This is a genomic window from Acinetobacter sp., from assembly GCF_050285345.1.
In the GTDB taxonomy this organism is placed as follows: Bacteria; Pseudomonadota; Gammaproteobacteria; order Pseudomonadales; family Moraxellaceae; genus Acinetobacter.
The window spans coordinates 1-11,808 of record NZ_JBLZXR010000064.1; the positions used below are offsets into that span (position 1 = coordinate 1).

An 11,808-nucleotide genomic window follows, 5' to 3' on the forward strand; every position below is an offset into this window, starting at 1 on the left:
CCACGCACATGCTGTTCCTTATAGAACTGTGCCGGTCTGAAATTCAGTTTTTCACTGATATCTTCGCCGATACGACGGAGTTGGCAGCCACAAGCACATTGGGTTGATGTTGGTTCATGCTCAATACGAATGGTGTGTAGATGATCGGGCAGCAGTCGACGTTTAGGTTTATTTGCTTTGGCTTTCTGTGTCGCTGCATCGGTTTTATCTGCATTCAGCCGCTCCAGTTCCAGATCGACTGCTGCGATATCTTCTTCGACCGCCTCATCCCACAGATGGATTTGTTTTGCGGTGAGATGTTCGTTTTTACTACCGAATTTGTGCTGTTTAAACAGCGCCAGTTCATGCTCGTATTTTTGATTGAGAATAGAAAGATGCTGAACTTTAGAATCTAATTGCTGATTGGTGACTTCAAGATGTTGAACTTTGGCATCTAATTGTTGATTTGATACTTCCAGATGTTGAACTTGAGCATCTAATTGTTGTTTATCTTCTGCGAGTTGTTGATGCTGCATCGCCAACTGCCGGGTGAATTCCAGCAGTTGTTCATGGGTCAGTTGGCTTAAATCTGGCAGCGTATTCATGACCGCAGTATGCCTGAGGTCATGAGAAGAATGAAATAGAACGTTTGGAGGATGGCAGAATGGTCGAGCCTGGTTTAGAGCATTGTGACCACCTGCTGTCGTCCAATGCGCTGCCAGGGCAAACCCTGGATCAGTGCCTGTAACTGTTCCGGGTTGAGGGCCACGGTTTCACCTTGGTGAACTTGAGCCCAGTGGAATTTTCCCTGTTCCAGCCGCCTGGCACACAGCCAGATGCCCAGTCCATCATGTACCAGCACTTTCATACGATGGCCACGTTTATTACAGAACAGGTAGGCGCAATGCGGTTTGATTGAGCCAAAGGCTTTCATAATCTGCGCCATGACCGTATCCATCCCTGCTCGCATATCCAGAGGTTGGGTGGAGAGCCAGATTTCATCGATGCGGATCATGTTGCAAGTACCTTGAGTAATTCTGCTAAAGCAGATATTTCTGATACTTGCCATTTCAAGCCAATTTCTGCTTTTGAGTGGGGTAAAGTAATTTGAACCTTTAACATGTCAGTAGGAGTAGGATCTAATGGTGCAGAGCAAGATAAGGCAATAAATGCAGGTTTATTCGGTAGTGGTGAGCGATCATTCCCTGGCTTACCATCAATTAAGCGAATCCATTTGGATACAAGATTTGTATTCAATCCATGTTGCAAAGCGACCGAAGCAATTGAAACGTCCGGTGCTTTACAAGCCTGAACGATCTGCTGTTTAAATTCAGCACTGTATGTTCTTCGTTTTTTCGCAAGAGATGCGATGGATGTCTGATTATTTGTAGTCATAAATTTAAGTCCCCACTTGTTTTTAAGTGGGGACTAAATTAAGGCTTATAGGATGAATTCATAAGGTGTGTTCAGCGGACGCTTACATTTAAATACCAATCTAAGATATAAAAAACCTGAATTCCGTAGCGTTAAAGTATTGGTTTGCACGCATCACTTCACGTTTAGAATTCAGGTCTTTTGATTTAACTTCAACCATGACATAGCCATGGTTGAAGTCACTTACTTTGAGGCTTTTACACACTCATCTAAATGATTGGATTAAAAGCTGTATTTAGCCATCAAGCCAACACGGTTATCTTTGAATGTTTTACCTGTAAATGCTTCACGCTTACCGTTTACATATTCCACACCTAAGTCAATTGGCTTAACTGGTGAATAAATTACGTTTAACCAAGCTTGCTGAACTTCTTTGTTTGCTGATGTATTGCCTGCATCTTTGAAAGTTTTTGCATAAGTAGTATCATCATCGGCAAATAATGCGCCATACGCTAAAGTCGAACGCAGTTTTTCATTGAACTTATAGGTTGCACCGACTTGTACAGCAGTAAATTTATTCTGCTCAATATCACCGTTCGCACCTACAACATATGCTGTATTTGAGCCATATAAATAGTTGCTATTGCCTTCAACATACGATACATCACCATTCAGTTTCAGTTGGTTAGTCACCTCATAAGATGTACCTGCAGCCAAGCCCCAACCTACTTTATCATCATTACCATCTTGAACTTTGTGATGTTCAACTAAAGCACGACCAGAAGCATTACCTTTACCATCTGCATAACCTTGAGTAACTTTTGCAGTTAATGCAGGAAGGCTATATTGAACTGCCGAATCAGTTACAGTATCTTTTGGTGGATTAGCAATGATATTTTTCGAAGCCTTACTATCGCCTTCTTCTGCTGCTACAAATAATTGAGTTTTTGGTGCCAGTTTGAAGTTATAGCGCACTTGCGGTACACGTGTTGTACCACCGCCTGCGTTAGTATTGAAATCAATCATTTCAGGCGCGTGGCTAGACAGGAAGTTTGACGTAGTTTGACCGAATAACCAGTTGTTGTATGTTAAATACGCATGACGGATACGCAGAGCATCATTTGTTCCTGCAAAATCCATTTCTACTTTACCACCAACCTTATTGTCTCCACCTACTGGCGCTGTAAAATCTAAACCTAAACGTGTGGTTTTTGCTGTTGCGCGTAATTTATCTTTCGTTGTACCAGTCGATGTATGCACATTGTTGAAGTCATTATCCGCACCCTCAATGATGTAGTTCGCATCACCGCGGACAAAACCGTATAGATTGACATCTGCACCAGCTTTCGATTTTAAACCAGCAAAAGGTGAAGCAGGTTTTGACGCCACAACTGGCGCTGCTTTTACTTGTTGAATTTCAGCTTGCTGTTGTACTTGAACCTGCTGCTGCGCTTGAATCAAGCTTTTAAGTTCTGCAACTTCTGCACGTAGTTTTGCAACTTCAGCATCATTACTGCCCGCATGCGCCATTGAGATTGTTGCCAAACTCATCGCTAAAACAAGGGTTTTCATTGGATTAAATACAGTTTGAGTTTTCATCCTAAGCTCTCTATTGTCCTGTCATTGTTGTAAGTCCCATCTCCGGGTACTTTATTTTGTACTTTACGCTATTTGAACGGACAAAATTAACGCTGCCTATCCGTGCTTTAGTCGCAGAAAAGCCATCAATAAAGTGTTTCGTTAACGAAACATTTTAGCGGAAAAATATGAATTTACAGTTACTTTCTCTAGAATCGTACTAAAGTATTTAATAAAAACTGGTTTATAGCAGAATATGATGGCAAAAACACTCACCCCAAATACCTTAAAGATCTAAATGTATACTTTTTGAGTATTATAAAAGAATTAAAAATCAGACATATTACATAAAAGCTTAACTCAATCAGATTCATTCTTTTCTTTATTTTGCGATTATCGGTGCCTTTAAGCTACGAATGGTAAACATCGCAATCAGCACACAGACCAACATGATGATCGCCATATTGGTCAGTACCGACCACAGCAAAAAGTTAAGAAGCACACCACCCAACAGACCACAGGTAAATTGAGCACTGCCCATAATTGCACTTGCGGTCCCCGCTCGCGCGCCCTGTTCAGACATGGCAAGCGCCATGGCATTCGGTCCAGTAAACCCTATTGCAGCTACACAAAGGAACATCCCAAACATAACCACCGCAATTGAGCTTTGATTGAAAATACCCGCACCCAGTAAAATCAATACACCGCACAATTGAAGCACATTGCCGATTTGTAAACGATGTCGCACATCAAGTCGTGTCGCGAGTTTCTTATTGATCGTAGCAAACAGCATAATGCCGACAGCGTTGCCACCAAAAACATAGGCAAAATGTTGTTGGCTTAGGCCATAATCATCCATCAAAATCGCCGATGACGCGCTGATATAACAAAATAAAACCGCGCCAGAGAAACTGCCTGCAAACATCGGTTTACGGAAAGTTTCATCCTGCAAAATCGCAGCATATAAATACAGCACCTGTTTAAAGCTTAAATTCAGCCGACGCTCAACCGCCAAAGTTTCTTGGAAAAAGAAATGCACGCAGACCAAACAAATCACCCCGACCAACATTAACAGGGCAAAAATAAACTGCCATTCAAAGACACTCAGTACCCATGCTCCCAGTGTAGGCGCAATGATTGGAGCAATGGTGGTGACGATCATCATACTGGCAAATGCATGAGCTGAGGCTTGCATGCTCAAGCGGTCACGAATTGCAGCACGAGCAATGACGACCCCCACACATCCACCTAAGGCTTGTAGCACACGCGCAGCAATCAAACTCCATTCATTGTCAGCAAAGATACAAAGAAAACTCGCGACCACATATAAAATCAGGCCAAAATATAAAGGTTTTTTACGGCCAATACGGTCACTGACAGGGCCATAAATTAACTGACCAATTGCCAACCCTAAAAAGTAAGCAGGCAAACTGTTGGCTACTTGTTGCGTACTGACCTGAAAATCCTCCGCCATTTGTGGCAAAGCAGGCAAATACATATCGATCGATAACGGCCCCAGTGCCGTCAGTAAGGCCAGCAGCAAAATCCAACGCTGAGAAAAATCCGTTTCTGAGTGAGTCCCTGACATAATAATATTTCATTAATCACAAGCAAGTGTGCAGACAAGTTTACACTGTGCATAGTATTATTTCTTGACTTCAATGTGACAAATCACGCTATACACATATATTCAGCTCTATTGCCTCAGCAAAGGAATTATTTTGAACACCTGGCTCGCACGTCTGAAACAAGCAACCTATAACACCACCTTTATGTATAACCTGCGCATGGTGATTGCCTTCGCAGGTACAGCCTTTGTTCCTTATTATTTAGATCAACAATTAATGACCATTCCACTGACTTTGGGTGTGGTGGCTGCGGGGCTGAGTGATATTGATGACCGTTTTTCGGTGCGGATTCTGAATCAAATTTATACTTATATTGGTTTCTTTATTACTGCGGTTTCTATTTATGTACTCTTCCCTTACCCCATTTTATTTGCCATCGGCTTAATCGTTTCATGCCTTGGCTGGATTTTATTGGGTTCATTGGGTCGACGTTATGCCACCATTTCCTACGGCTGTTTGGTAATTTCAGTCTATTCCATGCTCGGTGTTGAGTTATTTGAAAATTGGTATACGCAAGCTGGCTTATTGGTCATCGGTGCGATTTGGTATGGCCTGTTATCCACCATTAGTTTTCTGCTCTTTCCGGTACGCCAAGTTCAAGACAAATTAGCACAAAGTTATTCTTCCCTCGGTGATTTCCTGTTTGCCAAATCTAATTTATTTGATGTCGACATGACCCCTGAAAGCTATCAGCAAAGTCTGATTGAACTGTCGCTGGAAAATGGCAAATTAATTGGTATTTTCAACGACATGAAAACGGCGCTACTGACCCGTTTAAAAGGTGACCGTGGGCAAAAAGATACCCGTCGTAGCCTACAATATTATTTTGTGGCACAAGACATTCATGAACGTGCCGATTCTGCCCATATTGACTATCAAAAGCTGACCCGCATTTTTGAACACAGCGATATTTTGTTCCGCTTTCAACGCGTGCTCTCGATTCAAGGCAAAGCTTGTAAAGATTTAAGTTTGAGCATTTTACAACGCAAACCTTATCATCATAATCAGCGCTTTAAGCATGCGTTTCATAATCTCAAACTATCATTAGAAAAACTTCGCCAAGAACAACAATATGATGAAGTTTGGATTAATTCCCTCTTTTCACTGTATCAAAACTTAAAAGGCATCGATGCTCAGCTACGTAATGTCGAAACGGAACGATACATCGATAAACAAGCTGTAATTGAAAGTCGCTTAAAAGACGATGACCTAAAAGGTTGGGATGATATTGTCATTCGATTTAAACAACATTTAAGTCCAGAATCGGTTTTATTCCGCCATGCGGTTCGACTTTCTATTGTCTTATTGATTGGTTATATCTTCGTACAAGTAACGAATATTAGTTATGGGTATTGGATTTTACTAACCGCACTCTTTGTCAGCCAACCTAACTTTAACGCCACCAAACGCCGTCTCCATTTACGCATTATTGGCACCTTAGTCGGTATATGCTTGGGCTATGCCATTTTGTATTTTGTTCCGTCGGTCGAAGGCCAATTATTGCTGTTAATTATTAGCGGAGTGTTATTCTTTGAATTACGCAGTAAGCAATATGCTCAAGCCACGGCTTTCATTACCATTTTGGCGTTAATTAACTTCAATTTAGATGGCATGGGCTTTGCTGCGGCTATTCCACGTATGATCGACACCTTAATTGGCTGTGCCTTGGCTTGGTTTGGTGTGAGCTTTATTTTCCCCGACTGGAAATTTCGTCGTTTGCCACGCACCATCAGCCGATCGATTCAAGCGCAATGCAATTATTTGGCCGAAGTGGTCGAACAATACAAATCTGGCCGTAACAATGGCTTAAATTATCGAATTGTGCGCCGTGCTGCTCATAATACCGATGCCGAAGTCGCATCGCTCATTTCAACCTTAGCGACCGAACCAGATTTCGATCCATCACAAAAAGCCCTAGCCTTTGAGTTTCTGTGTCTGAACCATACTTTTATTAGTTATATTGCTGCACTTGGTGCACATCGTGACAAAATTTTAGATCAGCAGGTACTGAAATTATTGGATAAAGCCCTCGACGATATTCAAGGGGCATTACTGCGAGATGAAGTTCCAGACTTAAGTGCGCAAAACATGTTGCAAGAAATTCGTCAGCGTTTGTCGCAAAATAATGATGAAGATCAGAAATCACTGATTGTGCTACAACAGCTTTCACTGATGTTTAATGTACTGAATCAATTTAGTCAGTTGAAACAAAATTTGAGTCATGAACATGATCGTGAGTCAACCGAGCTGGCTTCTTTATAATTTGGCTGATTTTGGAACAATATACTCACTGAATTGGGTTAAATGATGCTAAACTTTTTACAGTTTAAAATCTGTTACTTTCACTATGACCGCAAAAAATTTATACGCCTATACATTAGAGCCAGTGGCTTATGAAATTTCTGAAGAAGAACAACGTTATGCACAACTTGTTCTATCTCGCAGCAACTTTAAAATTGGCCAAAAAGCATGGTTAATTATGGGAGCAATTATTGCACTTGCAGTATTGGGCCTAATTTTCATTCAGAACTACTCAACTGTATTTTGCTGGGTAGCTATTGTCTGTGTAGTTATCTACTTCCTTGTTCGCAAGTTCGGGATCGAATGGTACGCAAAACGCAAACTCAACGAAGTGCCTGTTCAAGAAATTAAAGGCATTCGTATGGGAGTGCAACCGCATGGCATTTCAATGCAGCAACGTATGGGCGCCAACATGGGTACCATGACTGTAGGCTGGAAAGACATTCACGAATGGTATGACACACCTGACTTCATTCTTTTAAACTTTAAAGTGAAAGGTCAAGATGGTGCTTACATTTTGCCTAAACGCATGGACAGCAAAAAGTTCCCATTTTCGACTATTCGTAAACACCTTGTTGAATCTGTAGGTCCTGCAAAACAAGTTTAAGTCCCTTCATCGGATTTAAATAAAAAACCTCCCCTCGTCGGAGGTTTTTTATTTTGTTTAACTTTGTATTTATTATTGAAAATAACAATAATGAGAATGAATATTACTTACAAAATCCATATTCTTCGCGTCATCATCGTTTATAATTCGATGTAATTCTGCCACCTTTAGAAATACTTCCTCCATCATGTTCAAAAAGACCTTATTCCAAATTCATTGGTTCTTGGGGATCAGCGCGGGTTTAATTCTCTCTCTTATGGGAGTGACAGGTGCTATTTATTCCTATGAACAACAAATACTTAAAGCAATCAATCAGGACAGTTACACGGTTCAGGTACCACAACAACCAAAACTTAGTCCTGCTCAGTTGTATCAACATTTCAGCCAATCCAATCCTGAAATGAAGATTAATAGCGTCACCATTGCGCATGATCCAAGTGCATCCAGTAGCGTAAATATTGTGAAAGAAGGTGCAAAACGCGGCTATAACATGATGGTGAACCCCTACACCGCCGAAGTATTACCTGAGATTAAGGGACAAGAATTCTTCCAATTTGTGCAACAACTGCATCGTAATTTGACTGTTGGTCCTGTGGGTAAACAAATCACCGGTGCATGTACGCTCATGCTGATCTACTTCGTCTTGAGTGGTTTGTATTTACGCTGGCCGAAAAGACATTCTGTTAAACAATGGTTGGCAGTTAAACCGAAACTTAAAGGCCGTAATTTCCTTTGGGACTTGCATGCAGTAGTCGGGACTTGGGTCATTATTTTTTATCTGGTTTTAGCCTGTACGGGATTGTATTGGTCATATGACTGGTGGCGTGGTGGCATGTTTAAAGTCTTGGGAGTTGAACGTCCTCAAGCACAATTACAACAAAAACCGGCGAAATTGAAAGAAGGCCATGGCAAGCAACAAGCTGGCGAAGGTCGTGAAAAAGCTGGCTTAAAACCTGATCAAATTAATCAAGCATTGACGCAAAGCTGGACTGGATTTAACCAACAAGTGGGACGTGCGTATTCGAGTGTGACCCTCAACATCCCTAAAAAGGCAGATGGTCAACTTGAAGTTAGCTTTGTCGATGCAGAACCGCAACATGAGCGCGCACGCAACAAAGCCACCTACAATTATCAACGTTCGACGTTGATTGATGTGGAATTGTATGCAGATAAAAAGCTGAATGAAAAAATCATGAGCAGCATGCTTCCTGTGCATCGTGGTAGCTTCTTTGGCCCGATCTATCAGTTCTTTGTGGTCATTGCGTCGCTAATGATGCCGCTATTCTTTGTGACCGGCTGGATGCTGTATCTGAAACGCCGTAAACAAAAGAAACTGACCCAACAAGCACGTCAAAGCTTGGCACCTGTAACAGTCGATCCACATGCAAAAGCATGGCTGATTTGCTATGCATCACAAACGGGTATGTCGGAGCAATTGGCATGGCGTACGGCGACCAGCTTACAAGAGGCGCGTCAGCCTGCTACGGTCAAATCTATTCAGCAACTGACAACTCAAGATTTCACCCAAGCAACACAAGTATTATTCGTTGCCAGTACTTATGGTACAGGTGAAGCACCTGATTTAGCTTCAAGCTTTGCACGTAAAATCATGTCGCAAAAACTTGATTTAAGTCATATTGAATTTGCAGTATTGGCATTGGGTTCGACAGAATATTCAGAGACTTTCTGTAGCTTTGGTCATGCCCTCTATACGTGGATGCAAACCAACGGTGCAAAAGCCTTGTTCAATACCATCGAAGTCGATAATGGTGATGCACAAGCAATTCAAGCATGGAATAGCGCACTTGCCAAAGCCACAAAGCTTGAATTACAAGGTATGCATATTGAAAAAACTTTTGATACATGGACCTTAAGTAAACGTGACCTGCTCAATCCAAACAGCTTAGGCGCTCCTGCATTTAATGTTGAATTAAATCCACAGCACGAAGCCAATTGGCAAGCGGGCGATATTGCTGAAATACAACCGGGAAATAGTGCCGAACGTATTGCAGCATTTATGCAACAGCATCAATTGCAATCGGGTCAACGTGTAGATTCAACTCGACAACCGATTGAAGCTGCACTTTGGGATCGTGACCTTACGGTTGAGGTTGAACCTTTTGCCAATCTTGATCATTTACTGGAACAACTCCCGACATTGCCTTCACGTGAATACTCGATTGCCAGTATTCCAACGCAGCAAGTGCTTCGTCTGGTGGTTCGTCAACAATCAAATACTCAAGGTGAGTTGGGACTTGGCTCAGGCTGGTTAACTCAACATGCTGCGATCAACAGTACGGTACATCTACGGATTCGGACCAATGAATCCTTCCATCTGATTGCGGATAACCGTCCAATTATCTGTATCGGAAATGGGACAGGTATCGCAGGTCTGATGAGTTTATTACATGCACGTGTGCGTCAAGACTATACGCAAAACTGGCTAATCTTCGGGGAACGTCAACGTGAACATGATTTCTTCTATCAAAGCACGATTGAAGCATGGCAAACCACGGGATTGGTGCAGCAAATTGATCTGTGCTTCTCACGCGACCAACAGGAAAAAGTTTATGTTCACCACAAATTACGTGAACAAGCCACCCTGTTAAAATCGTGGATTGAACAAGGTGCTGTCATCTATGTCTGTGGTAGCATTCATGGCATGGCCAGCGATGTTGATAATGCACTCATGGATATTTTAGGTCGTGATTTAGTTGAACAATTACGTAGTGATGGCCGTTACCGCCGTGATGTTTACTAATACGATGTTTATTAACACTAAATACCGTTAAATAAAAAACCAGACAAATTGTCTGGTTTTTTATTGTGCTTAATCTCGATAAACTACTGATAATCGATCACTGCTCTACATCAAAAATATCCATGAATATAAAAAGATTTTTCCTGCTACTTGCAGGTATGATTTTAGTCACGGACAGTATTTGGTTATTACTCCAAGATAAAATACATTTAGGAATTTTCATCCCGCTGATCCTCGGTATTATTTTCTTAATTTTTGGACTATTTTCCTCTTCCATTCAAAAAATCTTACAACAGCATCCTCGCATACAAAAACTTTGGCGCACAGCGTGGTGCATTTTTTGGATTTGGCTGATCAGTCTGCTGATATTCTTTACCTACCTACAGTACAACATATCCAAATCAGCAGATTTACCTGCACTCAAAGCCATTATAGTGCTCGGCAGTGGTATCGAAAATGGACACCCCTCACCCACCTTGCAAGCGCGTTTGGATGCAGCGGCAACCGTTGCTTTGCAACAGCCACATACCAAGCTGATTATGACTGGTGGCCTTGGTTTTAAAGAAAGCATCAGTGAAGCTGAAGTGATGCAAACCTATTTGCTCAAGCACTACCCTATTTCTGCGCAGCGTATTTATCAGGAAGCACAAAGTACCAGTACTGAATTAAACCTAATCAACAGTCAAAAAATTCTTCACGATTTGAATATCAGTTTAAATGCACCCATTGCCATTGCAACCAGTGATTTTCATCTACCTAGAGCTCAAGCGATTGCCAAACACCTTGGCTATACGCAAATTTATACCATCAGCGCGCCAACACCAGTATATATCCGCTATAACTCATGGTTACGTGAATATTTCGCCTATATCAGTGGTTGGGTATTGAATGAATATTAAAGAGCGAGCAGCAAAATAACCCCTTTAAAGCTTTTATTTTGAATAGCAGGTTTGAAAGAACCTAAATTAATTCAATCGGATACTGCGCGGCAAGGGTATTTTAACATTTTCAAAAACTTCAGGACGCTGTTGATAAACTTGATATAAATAATTTTTCAAATCGAGCAACAGTTTTTCTGGTGCAACTAAAATATTTTGACCTTCTGGGGTGAGGTCTAAAGATATCGTGGTACTTTCACTGCGTAAAAAAGGAATCACTTTTTCAATAAAGTCTTTAAGCGATATTTCTTGAATTTCGTAATTAGCCCAATTGTCTTTGATCAGCAGTCGTGCCAATCCACGGTTTTGCCAAATAGCGAAAGAACGTTGACCTGTTGGCGTTGCGCAGAGTGCCCAACCATCTTGATACAGTGCAATGATGCTACCCTGCATGACCATCTGTTCAATAAATTTCTTATAGACGTCTTGTGGGTTGTAATTTGTTGTTTGAGTTTTGAACGCTGCCTTGCGTTGATATGGATTTCTCATAGATCACATACAATATTAAAATTATTATAGAGCGGATTCTATGTAAATCGAATTGATTAGGCAAGCTTTTGGGAGAAGAATATGGTGGGCGCTGACGGGATCGAACCGCCGACATTCTGCTTGTAAGGCAGACGCTCTACCAACTGAGCTAAG

General features: G+C 41.5%; 10 protein-coding genes. 4 read left to right on the forward strand and 6 right to left on the reverse strand.

Going from position 1 to position 11,808, the window contains the following annotated elements:
* The 5 genes from ACN6OV_RS06065 to ACN6OV_RS06085 form a co-directional block, all read right to left on the reverse strand.
* Positions 1 to 584 (reverse strand): IS66 family transposase zinc-finger binding domain-containing protein (locus tag ACN6OV_RS06065; protein ID WP_427950760.1); only part of this gene is annotated, 584 nt, incomplete at its 3' end.
* Positions 585 to 658: 74 nt separating this feature from the next.
* Positions 659 to 994 carry an IS66 family insertion sequence element accessory protein TnpB gene (gene tnpB / locus ACN6OV_RS06070; RefSeq protein ID WP_002034689.1) on the reverse strand — a complete coding sequence of 112 codons (336 nt, stop codon included), beginning with the start codon at positions 992 to 994 and terminating at the stop codon, positions 659 to 661.
* Positions 991 to 1,374: an IS66-like element accessory protein TnpA gene (gene tnpA, locus ACN6OV_RS06075; RefSeq protein WP_427950763.1), complete on the reverse strand. Its 384-nt coding sequence runs from the start codon at positions 1,372 to 1,374 to the stop codon at positions 991 to 993. Before tnpA ends, tnpB begins: the two co-directional genes overlap by 4 nt.
* A gap of 261 nt (positions 1,375 to 1,635) precedes the next feature.
* Complete coding sequence (locus tag ACN6OV_RS06080) at positions 1,636 to 2,952, reverse strand: DcaP family trimeric outer membrane transporter (RefSeq protein WP_427950766.1); 1,317 nt, start codon at positions 2,950 to 2,952, stop codon at positions 1,636 to 1,638.
* Positions 2,953 to 3,313: 361 nt separating this feature from the next.
* Positions 3,314 to 4,519: a multidrug effflux MFS transporter gene (locus tag ACN6OV_RS06085; protein WP_427950768.1), complete on the reverse strand. Its 1,206-nt coding sequence runs from the start codon at positions 4,517 to 4,519 to the stop codon at positions 3,314 to 3,316.
* A 133-nt stretch (positions 4,520 to 4,652) separates the two neighbouring features.
* On the opposite strand from ACN6OV_RS06085, the gene yccS reads away from it, so the two are divergent.
* From yccS to ACN6OV_RS06105, 4 genes are all read left to right on the forward strand, one after another.
* Positions 4,653 to 6,821, forward strand: coding sequence for a YccS family putative transporter (gene yccS / locus ACN6OV_RS06090; RefSeq protein ID WP_427950770.1), 2,169 nt, complete (start codon positions 4,653 to 4,655; stop codon positions 6,819 to 6,821).
* Positions 6,822 to 6,906: 85 nt separating this feature from the next.
* Positions 6,907 to 7,467 (forward strand): YcxB family protein, encoded by a 561-nt coding sequence (locus ACN6OV_RS06095; protein ID WP_427950773.1) that lies wholly within the window; start codon positions 6,907 to 6,909, stop codon positions 7,465 to 7,467.
* A gap of 187 nt (positions 7,468 to 7,654) precedes the next feature.
* A complete protein-coding gene (locus tag ACN6OV_RS06100) occupies positions 7,655 to 10,228 on the forward strand; it encodes a PepSY domain-containing protein (RefSeq protein WP_427950774.1) in 2,574 nt (857 codons plus the stop codon).
* A gap of 122 nt (positions 10,229 to 10,350) precedes the next feature.
* Positions 10,351 to 11,127, forward strand: a complete 777-nt coding sequence (locus ACN6OV_RS06105) for a YdcF family protein (protein ID WP_427950776.1) — start codon at positions 10,351 to 10,353, stop codon at positions 11,125 to 11,127.
* A 66-nt stretch (positions 11,128 to 11,193) separates the two neighbouring features.
* On the opposite strand, the gene ACN6OV_RS06110 is transcribed toward ACN6OV_RS06105, so the two are convergent.
* Positions 11,194 to 11,655 (reverse strand): DUF2750 domain-containing protein, encoded by a 462-nt coding sequence (locus tag ACN6OV_RS06110; RefSeq protein ID WP_427950778.1) that lies wholly within the window; start codon positions 11,653 to 11,655, stop codon positions 11,194 to 11,196.
* Positions 11,656 to 11,808 lie beyond the last annotated feature (153 nt).

Coding starts and splice junctions, on each gene's coding strand:
- tnpB (WP_002034689.1), bottom strand. CDS start 994: ATGATCCGCATCGATGAAATCTGGCTCTCCACCCAACCTCTGGATATG.
- tnpA (WP_427950763.1), bottom strand. CDS start 1,374: ATGACTACAAATAATCAGACATCCATCGCATCTCTTGCGAAAAAACGA.
- ACN6OV_RS06080 (WP_427950766.1), bottom strand. CDS start 2,952: ATGAAAACTCAAACTGTATTTAATCCAATGAAAACCCTTGTTTTAGCG.
- ACN6OV_RS06085 (WP_427950768.1), bottom strand. CDS start 4,519: ATGTCAGGGACTCACTCAGAAACGGATTTTTCTCAGCGTTGGATTTTG.
- ACN6OV_RS06095 (WP_427950773.1), top strand. CDS start 6,907: ATGACCGCAAAAAATTTATACGCCTATACATTAGAGCCAGTGGCTTAT.
- ACN6OV_RS06100 (WP_427950774.1), top strand. CDS start 7,655: ATGTTCAAAAAGACCTTATTCCAAATTCATTGGTTCTTGGGGATCAGC.
- ACN6OV_RS06105 (WP_427950776.1), top strand. CDS start 10,351: ATGAATATAAAAAGATTTTTCCTGCTACTTGCAGGTATGATTTTAGTC.
- ACN6OV_RS06110 (WP_427950778.1), bottom strand. CDS start 11,655: ATGAGAAATCCATATCAACGCAAGGCAGCGTTCAAAACTCAAACAACA.